At 63.5% G+C, this 18022-nt stretch carries 18 protein-coding genes, 4 tRNA genes and 1 riboswitch; of the genes, 8 read left to right on the top strand and 14 right to left on the bottom strand.

The genetic code is table 11. The features are described 5' to 3' along the window. Positions 1–41: 41 nt before the first annotated feature. Positions 42–149, bottom strand: a riboswitch (yybP-ykoY riboswitch). 195 nt (positions 150–344) lie between these two features. Further along, positions 345–932 (top strand): superinfection exclusion B family protein, encoded by a 588-nt coding sequence (locus PG897_RS04300; RefSeq protein WP_010635988.1) that lies wholly within the window; start codon positions 345–347, stop codon positions 930–932. A gap of 60 nt (positions 933–992) precedes the next feature. On the opposite strand, the gene PG897_RS04295 is transcribed toward PG897_RS04300, so the two are convergent. The 4 genes from PG897_RS04295 to PG897_RS04280 form a co-directional block, all read right to left on the bottom strand. Then, positions 993–1451 carry a methylglyoxal synthase gene (locus PG897_RS04295; RefSeq protein ID WP_168967660.1) on the bottom strand — a complete coding sequence of 153 codons (459 nt, stop codon included), beginning with the start codon at positions 1449–1451 and terminating at the stop codon, positions 993–995. A gap of 88 nt (positions 1452–1539) precedes the next feature. Further along, positions 1540–3645: a DUF885 domain-containing protein gene (locus PG897_RS04290; RefSeq protein WP_201879883.1), complete on the bottom strand. Its 2106-nt coding sequence runs from the start codon at positions 3643–3645 to the stop codon at positions 1540–1542. Between the two features lie 202 nt (positions 3646–3847). Continuing rightward, positions 3848–4327, bottom strand: coding sequence for a bacterioferritin (bfr, locus tag PG897_RS04285; RefSeq protein ID WP_005314068.1), 480 nt, complete (start codon positions 4325–4327; stop codon positions 3848–3850). Between the two features lie 142 nt (positions 4328–4469). Continuing rightward, complete coding sequence (locus PG897_RS04280; protein ID WP_010635984.1) at positions 4470–4676, bottom strand: bacterioferritin-associated ferredoxin; 207 nt, start codon at positions 4674–4676, stop codon at positions 4470–4472. Between the two features lie 137 nt (positions 4677–4813). Between PG897_RS04280 and PG897_RS04275 the strand changes: the two genes are divergently transcribed. After that, complete coding sequence (locus PG897_RS04275) at positions 4814–5125, top strand: HlyU family transcriptional regulator (RefSeq protein WP_017788213.1); 312 nt, start codon at positions 4814–4816, stop codon at positions 5123–5125. Beyond that, positions 5122–7188, top strand: a complete 2067-nt coding sequence (locus PG897_RS04270) for a tRNA(Met) cytidine acetyltransferase TmcA (RefSeq protein WP_270828747.1) — start codon at positions 5122–5124, stop codon at positions 7186–7188. Before PG897_RS04275 ends, PG897_RS04270 begins: the two co-directional genes overlap by 4 nt. On the opposite strand, the gene PG897_RS04265 is transcribed toward PG897_RS04270, so the two are convergent. After that, positions 7175–7894, bottom strand: a complete 720-nt coding sequence (locus PG897_RS04265) for an SDR family NAD(P)-dependent oxidoreductase (protein WP_043171473.1) — start codon at positions 7892–7894, stop codon at positions 7175–7177. The genes PG897_RS04270 and PG897_RS04265 overlap by 14 nt on opposite strands. A gap of 204 nt (positions 7895–8098) precedes the next feature. On the opposite strand from PG897_RS04265, the gene PG897_RS04260 reads away from it, so the two are divergent. Then, a complete protein-coding gene (locus PG897_RS04260) occupies positions 8099–9112 on the top strand; it encodes a chemotaxis protein CheV (RefSeq protein ID WP_005305558.1) in 1014 nt (337 codons plus the stop codon). Positions 9113–9172: 60 nt separating this feature from the next. Here the strand turns inward: PG897_RS04260 and PG897_RS04255 are convergent, their stop codons facing one another. Next, positions 9173–10345 (bottom strand): CD0519/CD1768 family membrane protein, encoded by a 1173-nt coding sequence (locus PG897_RS04255; RefSeq protein ID WP_201879880.1) that lies wholly within the window; start codon positions 10343–10345, stop codon positions 9173–9175. 392 nt (positions 10346–10737) lie between these two features. Between PG897_RS04255 and PG897_RS04250 the strand changes: the two genes are divergently transcribed. Further along, entirely contained in the window at positions 10738–11070 is a 333-nt protein-coding gene (locus PG897_RS04250) for a hypothetical protein (protein WP_026139286.1), read from the top strand. Positions 11071–11097: 27 nt separating this feature from the next. Here PG897_RS04250 and PG897_RS04245 read toward each other — a convergent pair whose 3' ends face one another. The 6 genes from PG897_RS04245 to plsY form a co-directional block, all read right to left on the bottom strand. Beyond that, on the bottom strand, positions 11098–12441 hold the full coding sequence (locus tag PG897_RS04245; RefSeq protein WP_010635979.1) for a potassium channel family protein: 1344 nt from the start codon (positions 12439–12441) through the stop codon (positions 11098–11100). A gap of 255 nt (positions 12442–12696) precedes the next feature. Next, positions 12697–12772: transfer RNA gene (locus PG897_RS04240), tRNA-Asn, on the bottom strand. A gap of 8 nt (positions 12773–12780) precedes the next feature. Beyond that, a tRNA-Phe gene (locus PG897_RS04235) sits at positions 12781–12856 on the bottom strand. A 3-nt stretch (positions 12857–12859) separates the two neighbouring features. Next, positions 12860–12935, bottom strand: a tRNA-Thr gene (locus tag PG897_RS04230). A 52-nt stretch (positions 12936–12987) separates the two neighbouring features. Further along, positions 12988–13063: transfer RNA gene (locus PG897_RS04225), tRNA-Phe, on the bottom strand. A 47-nt stretch (positions 13064–13110) separates the two neighbouring features. Further along, positions 13111–13773: a glycerol-3-phosphate 1-O-acyltransferase PlsY gene (gene plsY / locus PG897_RS04220; protein WP_016352149.1), complete on the bottom strand. Its 663-nt coding sequence runs from the start codon at positions 13771–13773 to the stop codon at positions 13111–13113. Positions 13774–13949: 176 nt separating this feature from the next. On the opposite strand from plsY, the gene folB reads away from it, so the two are divergent. The 3 genes from folB (at position 13950) to PG897_RS04205 (ending at position 15434) form a co-directional block, all read left to right on the top strand. Continuing rightward, a complete protein-coding gene (gene folB / locus PG897_RS04215; protein WP_010635977.1) occupies positions 13950–14321 on the top strand; it encodes a dihydroneopterin aldolase in 372 nt (123 codons plus the stop codon). After that, a complete protein-coding gene (gene folK / locus PG897_RS04210) occupies positions 14321–14830 on the top strand; it encodes a 2-amino-4-hydroxy-6-hydroxymethyldihydropteridine diphosphokinase (protein WP_043171599.1) in 510 nt (169 codons plus the stop codon). Before folB ends, folK begins: the two co-directional genes overlap by 1 nt. 121 nt (positions 14831–14951) lie before the next feature. After that, a complete protein-coding gene (locus PG897_RS04205; protein WP_043171601.1) occupies positions 14952–15434 on the top strand; it encodes a YbaK/EbsC family protein in 483 nt (160 codons plus the stop codon). Positions 15435–15443: 9 nt separating this feature from the next. Here PG897_RS04205 and mdtD read toward each other — a convergent pair whose 3' ends face one another. Both mdtD and PG897_RS04195 read right to left on the bottom strand, forming a co-directional pair. Continuing rightward, positions 15444–16832 (bottom strand): multidrug transporter subunit MdtD, encoded by a 1389-nt coding sequence (mdtD, locus tag PG897_RS04200; RefSeq protein ID WP_043171602.1) that lies wholly within the window; start codon positions 16830–16832, stop codon positions 15444–15446. A 61-nt stretch (positions 16833–16893) separates the two neighbouring features. Beyond that, positions 16894–18021, bottom strand: coding sequence for a CobW family GTP-binding protein (locus PG897_RS04195; RefSeq protein WP_043171604.1), 1128 nt, complete (start codon positions 18019–18021; stop codon positions 16894–16896). Position 18022 lies beyond the last annotated feature (1 nt).

The raw sequence follows: 18022 nt of genomic DNA, 5'->3' as shown, positions 1-18022 counted from the left end.
CTCGCCCGGCTGGCTTGCATATCGAGGCCAAAGGTCTTGCAGAGCGATGGATGCCATCGCCGCCCATGCCATGGATCTGAGGATCCAAGAATGTTGACATGAGCCCTGCCCGGATCACGGGCGGGTTGCTACTCCCCTATGACAGTGCGGGCTTTTTACCAAGTTGAGCGCCGCCTCACAAGGCAAACTAATGATCATTCGCTCAACAAGTTGTAAGGGAATGTAACCGTACTCTCCACCTGCTTTGTCGTCTGGATCCACTCCCCTGCCGGTGAACACCTCGCCTTGGCACACCGTTTGCTATGAGATGACTACTGTCCACACTGATTTGGGAAGGGTGAACGATGAAACGGTGGATCCAACATTTCTATCAACTGAACCGCCTCAACTGGCTGATGGTCTGGCTGCTGCTCTGCTGCAGCATCATCCTGCTGTTTCCGGCCGGTTTGATGAAGGGAGCCGTCAGCCAGTGGGCCGCCACACACGCCGCCTGGCTCGGCGTCGGCATGCTGATCGCCATCTCCTACTTCTGCAGTCAGGGCTTCCTGATCGCCTGGGAGTGGGCCTGCGACGAGTGGCAGTCCCGCCGCCAGCAGGATCAGCTGGCCCAGATGATCTCCTTTCTCGACTTCAACGAGAAGGCGGTGCTGCGCGAGTTCGTGCTGCAGCGCAAAAGCGTCATAAACTTGCCGATCACCGAGCCTGCCGTCAAAAACCTGATGGATGCCGGCGTACTGACCTATGCCTATGGCAAACCGGTACGCGAGAAAGAGGACGAGAACCAGATCCGCGCCCTGATGATCGCCCTGCCGGCCCGGCCGCTGCTCACCTACAAGGTATTGGGGCTGTCGCGCGGCAAGATGAGTGACGAGCAGGTGGAGCAGATCATGAATGCCAGACCCAAGTTCGCGCAGAAAAGCTTCCAGCGCTGATCTTCGTTCCCGCCAATAAAAAGAGCCGGCCCCATGGCCGGCTCTGTCTTTTCTGCCCCGTTACTGGGTTCTCGCCTTGAGATAGCCGGCGTAGTCCGGGATCTGCACGCTGAACGCCTGGCGCATGTGGGGGCAGTCCATGATGAAATCGGCGGTCGCCTCGTTGGTGGCGACCGGGATGTTCCAGACTGCCGCAAGGCGCAGCAAGGCCTTCACGTCCGGATCGTGCGGCACCGCATTGAGGGGATCCCAGAAGAAGATCAGCACGTCGATCTTGCCCTCGGCGATCAGGGCGCCGAGCTGCTGGTCGCCCCCCATAGGGCCGGAGAAGAGACAAGTGATGGGCAGTTGTGCCTGCTTGCCGAGCATGGTGCCGGTGGTGCCGGTGGCGTAGAGGTGGTGGAGCTTGAGCTCCTCCTTGCGCCGCATCACCCAGTTCAGCAGGGGGGTCTTCATGTTGTCGTGAGCCACCAGCGCCACTCGCTTGTGGGCCGCCATCTCACGGGCGATCTGTTCCATGGGCATCATCCGTAGCAGTGTTGTTTGAATAGAGCCGTATCCTAATCGAAAGCGGCGCCCGTTGCCTTGCCGGGCGCCGTAACTGTGATCACTTCGACTGTTCAATCCACTGCTTGTTCTTCTGCTCCAGCACCGAGATGGGCAGCATGCCGTATTCCAGCACATGGTGGTGGAACGCCTTGAGGTCAAAGCCTCCGCCCAGCGCCTGCTCAGCCGACTCCCGCATCCGGATCAGCGCCAGCTGGCCCGCCTTGTAGGAGGTCGCCTGGCCGGTGTAGGCCATGTAGCGCGGCACTTCGGAGCTGATGTCCCCCGCCCCCAGCGCCGAGTTCTCCTTCATGTAGTTGACGGCCTGGTCGTGGCTCCAGCCATACCAGTGGATGCCGGTATCCACCACCAGCCGCATGGCCCTCAGCATCTCCTCGTTGAGGCGACCGAAGTACTGCAACTGGTTGTTGAAGGCGGACGATCCCTCGACCTTCACGTCCCCCACCGCCGGATCATAGAGACCGCGCCCCTGATAGAGCCCCATGTCGTGATCCGCCAGGTATTCGGTGTAGAGCGCCCAGCCCTCCGCATAGGCGGTGTAGGAGGCGTTCGCCACGTACTGCGGGAAGTCGGGATCCTTGGCGGCCAACTCCTGGGCGATGGTGATCTGGAAGTGGTGGCCTGGCGCCGCCTCGTGGGCCAGCAGGGTGCTGATGTTCCAGCTCTGCAGACCATAGGGGTAGTAGGTGTTGAGGAAGAACTGCCCCTTGCGGCCGGTCTGCGGGTTGCCGTCCTGATACCAGGCCACCCCGCCGTATGGCGCATCCGCATAGGAGACGGGCACCACCTCGTAATCCAGCTTGGGAATGGTGCGCTCGGCATCGAAGAAGTCCGGCAGCACCAGCGCCGCCTTGCTCTTGAAGGCGTTGTACTCCTGCAGTGCCCGCTCATGTTCGGCCAGCGCCTGCTGCTGCGGCCCGCTCAGGGTCGCACCGGCTGCATTGTCCGGGTTGAGGCCGGCGGACCAGACCGCCAGCGGATTCTGGTAGAAGAAGGCCGGCTCGTTCAGATAGCGGAAGAAGGCGTAAATCTGGCCACTCTGCTTGCTCTGGGTCACGTCGTCGCTGTCACACTTGCCGACGGTATGGCACACCTTGACCATGGCGCCGAAGATCCGATCCACCTCGCTCAGCCCCAGCGCATGCACCTGCTCCGGCGTCATGTCGGTGGTGGTGTGCTTCTTCAGCAGCCAGCGATACCAGTCGCGCCCATTGGTCATGCCGCAGAAACCGTCGTCGCACTCGCCGCTGCCAAGGCGCACCGCATAGGCGCCGCCGTGCTGGTAATCCAGGTAGTCGCGCAGCGCCAGATAGCGGCCGTTGATGCTGTCCAGCACCCCCTTGTACTCGCTGCGCAGCGCCTCGTCCGCCTCTCCCGGCAGCTGCTGCCAGCCGAGGTAGGAACCGGCGATCGCCTCGCCCTCCAGCTTGCTGTCGAGCTGGGCCAGCAGCCGGTCCACCAGCTCGTCCGGCAGGGTGTTGCCCTGGGCGCTGCCCAGTTCGAACTGGTGCTTCACCTCGGCAAGGTAGCCGTCATAGGCCTTGAGCCAGCTGAGATGCTCCTGATACCAGGCCAGTGGTGCGGTGGCGACCCTCGCCTTGCTGGCCACAACCGGTGCCGCTGCCGGGCGATCGATGTCGCGCCGCCAGGTGGCATCCCCCGGCGCGACCCGCTCGGCCGAGCTCTGCTCGAAGTAGTCGAAGCCGGGCTCGACGGTGCGGGCAGCTTTGCCGCTGGCCGGGGAGGCCCCTACCTCATCGGCCAGGTCCACCACCCGGTTGCTGAAGTGGTGGATCGGGATCTGGGACTGTGGCAGATCGTAACCGGTCAGGTTGATCTGCAGATCCCAGCGGATCATGTCGTAGAACAACCGGTCCCGTTCGCTCAGCACGCTCGCGTCCAGGGCATCCAGCCGCTTGAGCAGGGCGCTGTCGAGGGCCTTGCGCTTGGCGATGCTGGCGGCATCGATGGCAAAACCGTAGGGGTCGAGCGCCTGGCTCTCGCGCAGGGCCTCGTCCATGGTCTGCATCAGGGAGGTCTTGGTGGCGGCGGGATCCGCCGGCGCGTTGGAGCTGTTGTCATTGCAGGCAGTAAGCGAGAGTGCGATGGCACAAGCCAGCGCCAGTTTGTTGGGCAAGAAGTGCATGGTGTAGTCCTTTAACCGTTGTTATTGTTTGCCCCCGAAAAGGGGTTCCAATAGTGCACCTCTCTTGCTCGCTTTTTTGCGACATGATTAACAAAAATAAGCTTACTTTTCATGATGATAAGCCTCATGAAAAGCTATGCAGACGGACATTAAAAAACCCGCCTGAGCGGGTTTTTTAATCGTTTTTTCATGCCATAACTATTCAGGACGAGCCGTGATGCAGCTGGGACTGCTGATAGTTCTCCAGCCCGATGCGATCGATGAGATCGAGCTGGGTCTCCAGCCAGTCCACGTGCTCCTCCTCGTCTTCCAGAATATCCTGGAACAGGTCGCGGCTGATGTAGTCCTGCACCGACTCGGCGTAGGCGATGGCCACCTTCAGATCCGGGATGGCATCCATCTCCAGCGACAAGTCGCAGCGCAGCATCTCCTCCACCGTTTCGCCGATGCGCAGCTTGCCCAGATCCTGCAAGTTGGGCAGCCCTTCCAGAAACAGCACCCGCTTGACCAGCTCGTCGGCGTGTTTCATCTCATCGATGGATTCGTGATACTCCTTGTGCCCGAGCGCCTTGAGGCCCCAGTCATCGTAGATGCGGGCATGCAGAAAATATTGGTTGATGGCTATCAGCTCATTGGCCAGCACCTTGTTGAGGTGGGCGATGATCTTGGGATCTCCTTTCATCGACAGTGCTCCTTGGTTCGTGCCTGAGGCTTAGATCCTTAGAGCTTAGTCCAGAAAGATGACAACAAGAGGTCCGGCGAGCTTGCTCGCCAGCGGGAAGGGATTGAAAAGACGGGCCGGTTTTGCCGGCGACAGGCTCTGCTCAGGCCACCTCGTAGTAGAGCGGCGCCTGCTCCAGCTCGGCCTTGTCGAGTTCGGCGGCGATGATCTCCATGGTCATGCGCACGCATTTGCCGCACTGGGCGCCGACGTCGAGCGACTGCTTGAGCTGGCGAAACTCGGTCTTGCCTGCCTGTACCGCCTTGCGGATCTGGGAATCTGTGATGCCGCGGCACAAACAGACGTACATAGTGTTTACCTCATGCTGAATTGCCATGAAATCTAAATGAGAATGGTTCGTAGTGCAAATAACGATTGGTAATAAGATCCCCCGCTTGCCAGCCATCAACCCCTTGGTGACAATGCCCTGTCACTGAGGGAAACATCATGCTCAAGAAACTGTTCACTGCCCTGTTTGGCGGCCAGCCCGCTCCGGTCGCCGAAGTCACCCCCACCGAATATGCCGGCTACCTCATCTATCCCGAGCCCATGGCCGAAGGGGGTCAGTATCGGCTGGCGGGCCGCATCACCAAGGAGCTGGACGGCGTGCTGCAGACCCACCGCTTCATCCGCTCCGATCTGTTTGCCAACCCCGCCGATGCGGAGCGCTTCATGGTGCAGAAGGCGCACACCTTCATCGACCAGATGGGGGATCGCATGTTCGAGCCCCGCAAACCGGCCGACAACGCAGCCTCATGATGCCGGCTGCGCTCGACGAGCTGCACCAGGCGCTGGCCCGCGCCGGCGAACGGCGGCTGATCTGGCTGGAAGGTGATGAAGCTGATTGCATCGCCCGGGCCGAGGCGTTGCTTGGCGGCGTCAGCTACTGGCTGGGGAATGGCCCGGCCGAGCACCACCCGCAGCCGGCGGCCAAGGCGCTGCAGCGACTCGGTCAGGAGTGCGACACGCTTGTATTCAATGCGTTCAGCGGTTTTCACCCCGATGCGTTCGGGGCGCTGGCGGGCACCTTGCGGGCGGGCGGCCTGCTGCTGCTGCTGACCCCGCCGCGAGCCCAATGGCCTGCCTGGCCGGATCCGGACCGGGTGCGGCTGGTGGCACAACCGGAAGATATGGCGCTGGCGGGCCACGGCTTTCTCGCCCGGCTGGTGCGGCAGCTTGCGGGCGACCCTGCCCTCGAGCTAGCCCCTCCTGCAACGGCAACCCAGTGGCAGCCGGTTGGGCCGGCGCGGCCATTGAGCTGCGATCAGGCGCGCGCCCTGCCCGCCATCCACAAGGTGTTGCACGGTCACCGCCGCCGCCCGCTGGTGTTGAGTGCGGATCGGGGCCGCGGCAAGAGCAGCCTGCTGGGGCTGGCCGCCGCCGAGCTGCTGCGCCAACAACCCGATCTGCAGATCCTGGTGACGGCCCCCTCCCAGGCCACGGTCGCCACCCTGTTTGCCCACGCGGCCCATGCCCTTGAAGACGCGCCGCAACTGCTGACTGGGCTCAGCTACTGCTCGCCGGATCGGCTGGTACACGAACCGCTGCAACCCGACCTGCTGCTGGTAGACGAAGCCGCCGCCATTCCCACCCCGCTGCTGGAGGCCATGCTGGCCCGGCACGGTCGCATCGTCTTCGCCACCACGGAGCACGGCTACGAGGGCACGGGGCGCGGTTTTCACCTGCGTTTCAAGCGGGTGCTGGATCGCGAGACGCCCGGCTGGCAGGAGATCCACCTGGCCGAGCCGCTCCGCTGGAGCAGCCTGGATCCGCTGGAGCCACTGGTGTTCCGGCTGCTCGGCCTCAACGCCGAGGTCGAGACTCCGCCTGCCCCCACCCAGCCTGGCTGGCGCCGGCTCGAGCAGGATGCACTGGCTGCCGACGAGGGACTGCTCCATCAGGTGTTCGGCCTGCTGGTGCTGGCCCACTACCAGACCACGCCGAGCGATCTGCGCTACCTGCTGGAGAGCCCCGCCCTCGACATCCACCTGCTGGAGCAGGGTCCGCATCTGCTCGGGGTGGCGCTGGTGGCCCGGGAAGGAGAGATAGATCCTGAGCTGGCCGAGGCGATCTGGGCCGGACGGCGGCGCCCGCGCGGCCATCTGCTGCCCCAGTCGCTGCTGGCGCACGCCGGCTTCAAGACCGCAGGTGCGCGCAGCTACGCCCGGGTGATGCGCATCGCCATCCACCCGACTCTCCATCGCCACGGGCTGGGGTCGCTCCTGCTGGCCCACCTCGAACAGCATTATCAGGCGGCAGGGCTCGACTATCTGGGCTCGGCCTTCTCGGCCAGCGCCGATCTGCTGCCTTTCTGGCGCAAGGCCGGGCTCAGGGTGCTGCGCATCGGCCTGCAGCGGGATGCCGCCAGCGGCAGCCACGCCGCCCTGCTGCTCAAGGCGCTGCAACCGGCCCGCGCCGCCGAGCTGGCCGAGTGGCACCAACGCTTCGTGTGCCAGCTGCCCACCCTGCTGGCAGGCGAGCTGAAAACCCTTGAATCCGAGCTGGTGTGGCAGTGCCTGCAGGATGCGGAGGCCAGCTCGAGCGGGCTCGATGGCTTTGATAAGGATGAGCTGGCCTGCTTTGCCCACCACCACAAGCCGTTCGAGCTGTGCCAACCCAGCCTGCAACGCTGGCTGGCGGGCAACCTGACGAAACTGGCACAGCTTGATCCCGCCGAGCGGCAACTGCTGATCGCCACCATCTGGCAATATGCCGACTGGGGAGCGCTGGCGGCCAGGCTGCAACTGGCGGGCAAGACGGCGGTCATCAAGGCGCTGCGCAGCCTGCTGGCCCGGTTGTTGCCGCCCACTACCATTCGATAGGCGTGCCTCGCCAGTCGAGGTAGCTCAGTTCGCCATCCGGCATCAGCAGCGCCATCAGCGTCACCAGATCCGCGGCAGCCTGTTGCGGGCTGTGCAGGCTGCCGGCGGCCAGGTTGCCGTGAAACGGTCGCGAGAGCGGGGTATCCACCGTGCCCGGATGAAACGCCAGCAGCTTGACGCCGGGCGCCCGTCTGGCGAGCTCGATGGCGGCGCACTTGAGCAGCATGTTGAGGGCTGCCTTGGCGGCGCGATAGCCATACCAGCCCCCGGCGCGGTTGTCGCCAATGCTGCCGACCCGGGCACTGAGCACGGCCAGGGTACAGGGGCTCGACCCCAGCAGGGGCAGCAGCTGGCTGATCCAGCGCAGCGGCAGCAGGGCGTTGGTCTGGTAGAGCTGGGTCATGGCCTCGAGGTTGAGCGCCTCTAACCGTTTCTCCGGCCGGATGCCTCCCTGCTGCAGCAGACCGTTGCATATCACCAGCCAGCGCGGCCTCGGTGCCAGCTCACCGATGCGGGCCACCGCCTCTGCCAGCTGTTCATCACTGTAATCGCAGCGCAGCCAGTGCAGCTTGCTGCTGTCGAGCCCCGCCGGTTGCGGCTGGCGGCTGATGGCGATGACAGGCGCGGCACCTGCCGCCAGCCAGTGCGCCACTAGGGCGCTCCCCAGCCCACCGCCGGCACCGATCACCACGACACTCTCTTCCATGACTCCCCCTTGCGGCGAGTGTGATGGCCTTCTCCATCGCCCCGCGCTTTTCCTGATAGGCTGATACGCGCCTTCCAGCCTGCGGGATCAAGCGGTTATGGAGGCGATCTTGTGTGGATCCCGTCGTCAGCGGCAGATCCATTCCTATACTGAGGGAAAACCGCAGCGGCTGCTGCCAGCGCAACCAGAAGCACGAGAGTGACCATGATGGCCAAAGACGGGGAAGAGCGTAAATCCATTCTGACCGAGAGCGGCACCAACGAGCTCGAGATCATCGAATTCCACCTCAAGAAGCAGCTGCCCGATGGCCGCGAGAAAATAGCCTACTACGGCATCAACGTCGCCAAGGTGCGCGAGGTGATCCGGGTGCCGGAGACCACCGACTACCCCAACGCCCAGCGTCACATGGTGGGGGTCTTCTCCCTGCGCGAGCGGCTGATCCCGCTGGTGGATCTGGCCGGCTGGCTTGGCATCAAAACCAACCCGGACAACAGCAACAAGGTGGTCATCGTCACCGATTTCAACAAGATGGCGAACGGCTTCCTCATCGACAGCGTCAGCAGGATCCACCGGGTCTCCTGGGAGGATGTGGAGTCCCCCAGCCAGTTCCTGGAGGCGGGCGAGAATGACTGCGTGGTGGCGGTGGTCAGGCGCGACGGCAACCTCATCATGATCCTCGACTTCGAGAAGATCATCGCCGACATCAACCCCGAGCTGAGCATGGAGAAGTACGATGTGACCCAGGATCGCAAGGTCATCATCGACGATCGCATGATGGCCATGCGCCAGGCCAAAACCATCCTGGTGGTGGACGACTCCGCCTTCATCCGCAAGATGATCGAGACCACCCTGCGCACCGCGGGCTACAACGTGGTGACCGCCAAGGACGGAGGCGACGGGCTGGAGATGTTGATGGAGTTCGATCGCCTGTCGCAGGAGGAGAAGATCCCGGTGGCCGAGTTCGTCAGCGGCATCATCACCGACGTGGAGATGCCCCGCATGGACGGCATGCACCTGCTCAAACGGCTGCGCGACACCCCCGCCTTCAAGACCATCCCCATCGTCATGTTCTCGTCGCTGATGAGCGATGACAACCGCCAGAAGGCGCTGCAGCTGGGGGCCAACGACACCATCACCAAACCGGAGCTGGGCCGCATGGTCGGCATGATGGACAACTTCCTGCTCGGTATCCCCATTCCCAAACCGGGCAACCTGTGAGGCCGCCGGTCGGCCACGCAAGCAAAAGGGCGCCTCGGCGCCCTTTTGCTGCGTGATGGATCAGCCCAGCCAGAGGTAGAGCTGGTGAGCCGCCACCCCGGCGCACAGGCCACCGACGGTGTGGGCCACGATGGCGCGGGAGGTGAGATGACGATAGCCGAGCGCATCCAGCATGGCGGTGTGGGTGCTCAAGAAACCGCTCCAGCACATGCCCATGGCGGTGAACACCGCCACCTCGTTGCCGGTGATCCAGCCCTTGCCGATGAAGGGAGGCACCAGCGACATGGCCGCCCCGACCGCCCCCAGCGAGGTGACCGGGAAGGCCACCAGCTCGGCGTGGGTGAAGCCGAACAGCAGCTCGAACAGCCAGCCCACCTTGGCCGCCAGCACCGGCAGCAGCGCCACCCCTTGGAAGGCCTCGCCGGTATACCCCTTCTCACCAGGGCCGAAAGTCAGCAGCATCACGAAGGTGCTGATGATGAGCACCCCGGGGATCACCGCCATCCCCAGCTCCACCCCGGATTTGCCGCCGTCCAGCAGGGCGTTGAGCACCCGCAGCCAGGTGGGAGCGGCCTCCCGGCTCAGACCCGGTTTGGCCCCCACGCTCGCCACCTCGTCGGCGATCGGGGTCTCCCCCACCAGCGGGCGGATCATCCGCTGCATCAGACGGGTCGATACCACGGAGCCGATGAGGGCGCCGAGCAGGCCGATCAGCGCGGCACTGGCGGTAGACTCGTCCCCCGGCAGCTGCAGGGTGGCCATGAAGGTCACCACGATCAGCCCCATGCCGAAGGCGGTGCCGAAGTTGGTGAGCGAGACCAGCTGCCAGGGGGTGAAACCCTTGCGAAAGCGGCTGTCCCTGGCGAGGCTGATCACCGCCGGGTTGTCGGAGAAGAAGGTCATCAGGGCCGCCAATGCGGTGCGGCCCGGCAGCCGGAACACCGGCTTCATCAGCGGCGCCAGCAGCACCTCCAGCAGGCGGATCACCCCGAATTCGCTGAGCAGCTGGCTGAGCGCGCCCGACAGCACGGTAATGCCCATGATGAAGAGCACGGTGTTGAGCAGCAGCTGGTGGGCGGTGTTGAACAGGGTGTTGACCAGGGCGGAGAGGCCCATCTGGCTGCCGAGGTAGCCAAAGAGGCTGCCGAGGATGGCCAGCACCAATACCGGCTCCAGCCAGCGGCGAAGGGAGGCCGCCCCCTGGTGAGAATCTTTAACTGCTTGATTTTCCATACCAATCCTGAAATCTGTCGCTGTGTGGTGAGTATTGTTGTTATGGCACCCATAAAGCAGGAGCCCTTGTCTTGCGACAAGGGCTCCTTGCATTGATTCTTCTGCCAGGCTCGAACTGTGCCATGCGGGCTGACTGCCCACCACGCTGGCGACTGAACCGGGGAGGAGAAAACGGGTGGCTGGACGATCCTGTCCAGTCTGCCTGTCTCGCGCCAGCGCACCGGCACCACGGCCTGCCCGGCGACGAAACGGGGCAGCAGTATAGCAACTGGGGCCGGTCGGCGAAACAAGGGGCGACCGGAGCGGATTGCCGCCCAGCGCCTGCGCGGGTAAGCTTCCCCATCGGCAATCGACTCCGTCATTCACCATCCGGCAGCAACATAGGCAGCACCATGAACGACCTCGTGACCTATATCAGGGCCATCCATCGCCAGGCAGGACCGGCGATACTCGTTCGCCAGCAGAGCGAACAACACAGCGAGCAGGACGAGAGCGGCACCCTGACCCACCACCGGCAGACCCATTACTGGTTCGCCAACGGCGTGGTCATCTGCCACCAGCTGGAGCTGGACGAAGAGCCCTCGCCACAAGTCTGCCCGGAGTGCTGGATCAGCTACCGGGTGGTCGCCAGCCCCATCCCCATCACCCCTGTGCGCAAGCTGTTCCACAACCCCTGCCAGGAGGCCTTCTGGCTCAAGATGCAGGAGATCACGCCAGCCGGCTGACCTGCTCGATCAGTGACCGGCGAGCCGTCAATACTGCTTGGTCTTGGAGGCAAACCCCGCCAGGAACAGCCCGGTCAGGAACATGCCGCAGAAGGCCTCGATGGCCGACAGCAGCTGGAGCGGGGAGGAGGTTTGGGAGATGTCGCCATAGCCCAGGGTCACGAAGGTGACGATGCTGAAATAGAGCGAGCGCCCAAGATGGTCATGGGTGACCGATCCCGGCGCCAGATAATAGGTCAGGGTCGCCAGCAGGATCACCCCCATCGACAGCAGCAGGCTGCGGATCGGCCGCTCGCCGAAGCCCCAGGTGATGAAGCTGATGAACTTGGCGGCGCACTTCAGGTAGCACAGCAGGGTGAGCCAGCCTTTCTTGAGCCAGCCGCTGCGCAGCCAGCACTCCTTGAACAGCTCCCTGGGGCTCGCCAGCGACTTCATCTCGTGCAACTTCTCCTTGTAGTAGCACTCGCCGGCATCGACGGTGTCGCCCACGCTGGAGAAGAGCCGCTTGGCGTTGCGATAGAGCTTGCTGGCCTCGCTGTGATCGACCCGGCCATTCTCGTTGTAGGCCACCTGCACCTTGTCCAGGTTGGTGTGCTCCATGGTGGCGTCGAAGTTCTTGGCCCGCACGTTGAAGTTTTTCAGCACCGCCCGGGAGGAGTGAAAGCGGATCTCCTCGCACTCTATGGTGAAGTCCTGAAACACCCCGTCCTCCAGCGCCAGCTCCCGCTTCTTGGCCCAGGCCCTGTGGTCCCACAACAGGGAGTCGAACAGATCGAGCCCGATCACCCCGCCGTTGACCCTCACCCCCTTGGCCGAGCAGTGCCACAGATAGACCTTGGAGTTGTTGACGGCGCCATCCAGCGAGAGCTCGTCCAGGCAGGTGAAGTCGAGCAGCCGGCCGGAGATGATGGGGCTTTTCAACTCGACACCGCCGATGTTGAGCAACCGGTGCCTGCCCAGTACCTGGGCCTCCCCCTTGTTGTTCTCGGAGACAGAGAGCAGGCTCTGTACCCGCTTCACCTCGTCCTTGCCATGCTTGCCGGCCAGCCACATGCAGTAGGGTTCAAAGCGCGTCTCGGCGCGGATCAGCCCGCTCTTGCGCAGGGACTCCAGCGCGCTCGAGGCTGTCTCATAGAGTCTGATCTTGTCGTCGCTCATGTAGAGACACAGGCTCAGCACGCAGCGGGAGCTGATGAAGCGGGCGATGCCGATCTGGAAGATCACCTGCTTGTCGATCTTCTGCTCCGTCATCCAGTCGTCGAAATGGGGCAGCGACGCCACCAGCAGATCCCAGATCAGGGGGTAGTCGTTGGCCCGGCGCCACTCGTTGAACTGTTCGGGGGAAAGCTGCCAAAGCTCTGTTGCATTCATGCATGACCTCACTCAAGAAAGCGGTCCCGTTCTCCTGCGCCCACCGATGCGGCAGAGGCCGCCAGGGCAAGATGGGCAGAATAGGGACTCATCACGCCATCATACTAGGCGGGCGGGGGAAGTCACTGGCGGGAACGATACGGCAGGAGCGCTGCGACAACTTGCCGTCGAGCTGGAGAGATCTTGCTCAATGGGGCACCGGAGGCCGGAAAACGGGCAAAGAAAAAGCCCAGCATTGCTGCTGGGCTTTTGAATTGGCTCCTCCTGCTGGGCTCGAACCAGCGACCTGCGGATTAACAGTCCGTCGCTCTACCGACTGAGCTAAGGAGGAATTATAAGTGGTGCCCAGAGACGGAATCGAACCGCCGACACGGGGATTTTCAATCCCCTGCTCTACCGACTGAGCTATCTGGGCAAATGGTGCCGGCTACCGGAATCGAACTGGTGACCTACTGATTACAAGTCAGTTGCTCTACCTACTGAGCTAAGCCGGCACACTTTAAACCATTGTGCATGAACAAGTTTTTCTTTCACGACACCAAAATTTGGTGCCCAGAGACGGAATCGAACCGCCGACACGGGGATTTTCAATCCCCTGCTCTACCGACTGAGCTATCTGGGCGTGGGCGCTATTAAACGGATTTTAAGGCAGGTGGTCAACGGGAAATTTCACTTTTTGTCTCGTTCGTCTCTTTTTTGCTCAGGATCATCCATTTCCAGCACTTCTTCCTGCTCGGCGCGGTTCTGGCGGCCCCAGACTCTGGGCTCCTCCCCTTTCAGCAGGCGGGCGATGTTCTCGTGATGGCGGATCAGAATGAGGCAGGAGAGCAGCGACACCGGCAGCGTGTATTCCGGCTTGAGCAGGTAGGTAAAGAGCGGGGTCAGCAGCACGGTAATGATGGAGGCCAGCGACGAATAGCCGCTCACCAGCAGCACCAGCAGCCAGGTGCCGATCACCGCGCCCCCCATGGTGAAGCCGATGGGCATCATGGTGCCGAGCGCCGTGGCCACCCCCTTGCCGCCACGAAAGTGGAAGAAGATGGGGTACATGTGGCCGAGACAGGCAGCCACCCCGATGAAGCCGAGGTAGACGGGTTTGATCTGCAGATACCAGGCGAGGTAGACGGGAGCCGTGCCCTTGAGCACATCGAGCAGCAGCACCACCACGGCCGCCAGCCGACCACCGAGGCGCAGCACATTGGTGGCCCCCGGGTTGTGGGAGCCATGATCACGGGGATCCGGCAGACCCGTGATGCGGGAAACCAGCACAGCACTGGACAGCGAGCCGCCCAGGTAGGCCAGAATAATCATCAAAATCGTCAGGGCCGTCATCTTGGTCGTTTTTACCACGATATGAATGGGGTATGATGCGGGCCACATTCTCTGGCGCCTGCGTGGGGTTGCCCACCGCGTGTCGCCCAAACCGGCCGCCGGCACTCATCCGCTGGCCAAGCCTGCATCCCTGCGCTGTCATCACAGCCCATCAAGAGTAAAGAAGAAGTACTGTCATGGACAAGGTGTTTATTCGCGGACTCGAGGTTTTGACCACTATCGGTGTATACGAGTGGGAGAAAGGCATTCGCCAGAAGCTCTGTTTCGACCTCGAGATGGGGTTCGACAACCGCCCCGCCGCCGCAACCGACGATATCAATCTGGCACTGGATTACGCCACCCTCTCTCGCAAGATCTGTGATCACGTCGCCAGCAAGGTGGTGGAGCTGGTCGAAACCATGGCCGAACAGGTCGCCATGCTGGTGCTGGCCGACGAACGGGTGCAGTGGGTCAAGGTCACCCTGACCAAGCCGGGTGCCGTCCCCAATGCCGCCGGCGTCGGGGTCGAGATCCTGCGTCACCGCACCCCGGCCGCGAGCGCCAACTGATGACCCGCATCTATATCAGCCTGGGATCCAACATCGAGCGGGAACGCCATATCCGCGCCGGCCTCGATGCGCTGCAGGCCGAGTTTGGCGAGCTGCAGGTCTCCCGGGTGTTCGAGAGCGAGGCGGTAGGCTTCAACGGCCGCCCCTTCTACAACCTGGTGGTGGGTGCCGACACCGAGCTGCCGCTGGCGACCCTGTGCCAACGGCTGCGCGCCATGGAGTTCGCCCACGGCCGCGAGCCGGATGCCAAGAAGTTCGCCCCGCGCACCCTGGATCTCGATCTGCTGCTCTACGGCGAGCTGGTCTGCGAGACGCCGCTGGTGCTGCCGCGCGGCGAGATCCTCACCAACGCCTTCGTGCTCTGGCCACTGGCCGAGCTGGCGCCCAAGTTCTACCACCCCGTCGATGGCCGCACCATTGGCGAGCTGTGGGCGTGCTACGACAAGGCCTCCCAACGGCTCTGCCCCATTCCCTTTCACTGGGAAGCGGGCGCATTGCAGCACCACTGAACGACAAGGGCACCCACGGGTGCCCTTGTTGCTGATGGACGGAGCTGATAACGGATAAGAAACCGTGATTGGGCCTGTGCCGCGGCAAGTGGCAGGATGGCTGCCATCACAGGAGAACCCCATGCCACTCGATACCATTCACGACTTCAACTGCCGGCTGCTGGCCGGGCTGCCCCATCAGCGTTTCGAGCACGAGCCCATCCTCGACTACGCCACCGATGAAAAGGTGAGAGCCCGCCTCGGCTGGCAGGCCGAGTTCAGCAAGACCCTGTTTCTCAAGTTCAAGGATGGCCGCTTTGCGCTGCTGCTGACCCACAGGGACGGCCGGCTCGACAACAAGGCGGTCAAGGCGGCGCTCGGCGCCAAGCCCTCCATCTGCACCGCCGACGAGATGCAGGCCGAGATCGGCTGCCTGCCGGGCGCGGTCTGCCCCTTCCTGCCCCGCGCCGACATCCCGCTGCTGGTGGATCCTGTGCTCATGGCCCACCACGCCTTTACCTGGACGCCGGGCCACCCCGAGCAGACCTTCCTGCTGGAAACCGCCCACCTGGCCGGACTGCTGACCCAACTACCCTGCCAGGTGAGCTACCTCCCGGCCCCCTGAGCCCGCGGCTCAGCGCTTGTCCCGCGCCAGCTGGGCAAAGATCAGCGCCGCCAGCATCGACATCAGGCCGATGCAGAGGTAGGTGAGGTGAAAGCCTCCCAGCCACTGGCCATCCGCCGCCGCCGAGCCGGCAGAGAAGAGCCCCAGCAGACTGGCGGCGATGGCCACCCCCAGGCTCATGGAGAGCTGCATCACCACCGACAGCAGGCCGTTGCCGCTGCTGGCGAACTCCGGGCTGAGATCCTGCAGGGTCAGGGTGTTCATGGCGGAGAACTGCAGCGAGTTGATGGCGCCGAACACCATCAGCCAGCCCAGCAGCACCCCGTAGGGGAGCTGGTTGTCGATGAGGGAGAAGCTGGCGATCATCACCCCGAGCGCCAGGGTGTTGCCGATCAGGATGCGGCGATAGCCGATGCGCGGAATGAGCTTGTTCACCAGCGTCTTGGTCAGCATGGCCCCCAGCACGGTGGGGATCATGGTCATCCCCGCCTTGCTCGGCGAGAAGCCGAGCCCCAGTTGCAGAAACAGCGGGGTGAGAAACGGCATGGCGCCGCTGCCGAGGCGGGCGAACAGGTTGCCCCAGATGCCGATGGCGAAGGTGCTGGTCTTGAACAGCCCCAGCCCGAACAGCGGCTCCTCGGCATTGGCGGCGTAGAGCCAGTAACTCGCCATGGCGGCCAGCCCGAACAGCAGGGCAAACAGCGCCCAGCCGGTGGAGATGCTGTGCTCCCCCAGCCCCTGCAGGCCCACCGACACCAGCACCATGCCGGCGCTGAACATCACGAATCCCTGCCAGTCGAACTTGGCCGTGCTCTGGCGCAAGTCCGGCATGAAGTACCAGCTGGCGATGAAGCCGAGCAACCCCACCGGCAGGTTGATGAGAAACACCCAGTGCCAGCTCGCCACTTCCACCAGCCAGCCACCCAGTGCCGGGCCGATCAGCGGCCCTACCAGGCCGGGGATGGTGACGAACGACATCACCCGCAGCAGCTCGTGCTTGCTGTAGACCCGCAGTACCGCCAGCCTGCCGACCGGCATCAGCAGGGCGCCACCGATCCCCTGCAGCACCCGGGCGGCCACCAGCACCGGCAGGGAGTTGGCGGCGGCGCAGGCCAGAGAGCCCAGGGTAAACAGCAGGATGGCGGCCAGATAGATGCGGCGGGTACCGAATCGGTCCGCCAGCCAGCCGGAGGCGGGAATGAGCAGCGCCACCGTCAGCATGTAGGCGATGATCACCGACTGCATCTGCAGCGGGCTCTCGCCCAGGGTCTCGGCCATGCTGGGCAGGGCGGTGTTGAGGATGGTGCCATCCAGCGTCTGCATGAAGAAACCGACCGCCGTGAGTGGCGGCAGCCATTTGCGCTGGGCAGGGGTCACCATGTGTGTGCTATCGGGCATCTGCAGCCACCTCCTCTTCAGACAAAAAAAGACCCGCACAAGCGCGGGTCATCTCATTACATCAGGCATCAGGCTGGCCGAGCATGGCTCTGAGCTGCTCTTCCAGGCTGGGCTCGGGTGCCTTGAGGGTATCAAGAAACAACCGCTCTATGCCCGCCTTGTCCTGACTCTTCACGATGAACACCAGCCGGGACTGGGCCTTGCCTTCCGGCCACTCTCCCAGCGCCTGCAGCGGATAGAGCTGGCCGTGGACGCCGTGGATCACCACCGGCTGGCTCTCCCCCTCCAACTGCAATATGCCCTTGAGCCGCAGCAGCGCATCGCCGTATTGCGCCTGCACCGCGTCAATGGCGGCCAGCAGGCGGGAGGGCTTGAGCGGCTCGCCGATGCGCAGGGAGAAACTCTCGATATTGCCGTGCTCGAAGTGGGTCGGCGCGGCCGTGCCCACCTTGGCGGCGAACGGCTTCATCTTCGGCTGCATCGGCGACGCCAGCCCCTGTTTCGGGGATTCGGTGCGCAGCCAGGCCAGCAGCTGACGCACGTCGCGCCCCGCCTCCTCGTTGTAGGCGCCCAATTTTTCAAGCGCGGCGGGCGACAGCTCGCCGTTGATCACCCGCTCGATGGGCGCCGCCGGGTTGAGGGTCGCCAGCTGGGCTTCGACCCGTGCCAGCGTCTCCTCATCCACCAGGTCGCCCTTGCTCACCACCAGCAGATCCGCCAGCGCCACCTGTTTCACCGCTTCATACTGAGCCGCCAGCTGCAGCTCGATATGGCCGGCATCCACCACGGTGACGGTGCCGTCGAAGCGGTAACGCTGGGCGATAAAGCCCTCCTCCCTCAACGTGAACAGCACGGGGGCCGGATCGGCGAGGCCTGTGGTCTCGATAATGAGTCGTTTAAAAGGCTTAATTTTCCGCTGGATAGCCTTCATAAACAGCCCTTGCAGCGCCTCCACCAGGGAGCCCTGCACCGAGCAGCAGATGCAGCCGGAATCGAGCAGCACCACCTGCTCGTCCACCTGCTGCACCAGGTGGTGATCCAGCCCCACCGAGCCGAACTCGTTGATCAGTACAGCGCACTCGCCAAGCTCGGGCTGCTTGACCCAGTGGTTGAGCAAGGTGGTCTTGCCGCTGCCGAGAAAGCCGGTCAGCAGGGTCACTGGGATGCGGGTATCTTGCATATCGGTCATG

This window comes from Aeromonas sp. QDB20, assembly GCF_027707805.1.
In the GTDB taxonomy this organism is placed as follows: Bacteria; Pseudomonadota; Gammaproteobacteria; order Enterobacterales; family Aeromonadaceae; genus Aeromonas; species Aeromonas dhakensis.
Note: the sequence above shows the minus strand (reverse complement) of the source record. Positions and strands in the feature narration are given on the sequence as shown.

Excerpts from the sequence above, each read along its gene's own strand:
- PG897_RS04260 (WP_005305558.1), top strand. The coding sequence starts at position 8,099 with ATGATGGCCAAAGACGGGGAAGAGCGTAAATCCATTCTGACCGAGAGC.
- PG897_RS04195 (WP_043171604.1), bottom strand. The coding sequence starts at position 18,021 with ATGACCGATATGCAAGATACCCGCATCCCAGTGACCCTGCTGACCGGC.
- folK (WP_043171599.1), top strand. The coding sequence starts at position 14,321 with ATGACCCGCATCTATATCAGCCTGGGATCCAACATCGAGCGGGAACGC.
- PG897_RS04300 (WP_010635988.1), top strand. The coding sequence starts at position 345 with ATGAAACGGTGGATCCAACATTTCTATCAACTGAACCGCCTCAACTGG.
- PG897_RS04280 (WP_010635984.1), bottom strand. The coding sequence starts at position 4,676 with ATGTACGTCTGTTTGTGCCGCGGCATCACAGATTCCCAGATCCGCAAG.
- plsY (WP_016352149.1), bottom strand. The coding sequence starts at position 13,773 with ATGACGGCCCTGACGATTTTGATGATTATTCTGGCCTACCTGGGCGGC.
- PG897_RS04290 (WP_201879883.1), bottom strand. The coding sequence starts at position 3,645 with ATGCACTTCTTGCCCAACAAACTGGCGCTGGCTTGTGCCATCGCACTC.
- PG897_RS04245 (WP_010635979.1), bottom strand. The coding sequence starts at position 12,441 with ATGAATGCAACAGAGCTTTGGCAGCTTTCCCCCGAACAGTTCAACGAG.
- PG897_RS04255 (WP_201879880.1), bottom strand. The coding sequence starts at position 10,345 with ATGGAAAATCAAGCAGTTAAAGATTCTCACCAGGGGGCGGCCTCCCTT.
- PG897_RS04275 (WP_017788213.1), top strand. The coding sequence starts at position 4,814 with ATGCTCAAGAAACTGTTCACTGCCCTGTTTGGCGGCCAGCCCGCTCCG.
- PG897_RS04265 (WP_043171473.1), bottom strand. The coding sequence starts at position 7,894 with ATGGAAGAGAGTGTCGTGGTGATCGGTGCCGGCGGTGGGCTGGGGAGC.
- bfr (WP_005314068.1), bottom strand. The coding sequence starts at position 4,327 with ATGAAAGGAGATCCCAAGATCATCGCCCACCTCAACAAGGTGCTGGCC.
- PG897_RS04295 (WP_168967660.1), bottom strand. The coding sequence starts at position 1,451 with ATGGAACAGATCGCCCGTGAGATGGCGGCCCACAAGCGAGTGGCGCTG.
- PG897_RS04250 (WP_026139286.1), top strand. The coding sequence starts at position 10,738 with ATGAACGACCTCGTGACCTATATCAGGGCCATCCATCGCCAGGCAGGA.
- mdtD (WP_043171602.1), bottom strand. The coding sequence starts at position 16,832 with ATGCCCGATAGCACACACATGGTGACCCCTGCCCAGCGCAAATGGCTG.
- PG897_RS04205 (WP_043171601.1), top strand. The coding sequence starts at position 14,952 with ATGCCACTCGATACCATTCACGACTTCAACTGCCGGCTGCTGGCCGGG.
- PG897_RS04270 (WP_270828747.1), top strand. The coding sequence starts at position 5,122 with ATGATGCCGGCTGCGCTCGACGAGCTGCACCAGGCGCTGGCCCGCGCC.
- folB (WP_010635977.1), top strand. The coding sequence starts at position 13,950 with ATGGACAAGGTGTTTATTCGCGGACTCGAGGTTTTGACCACTATCGGT.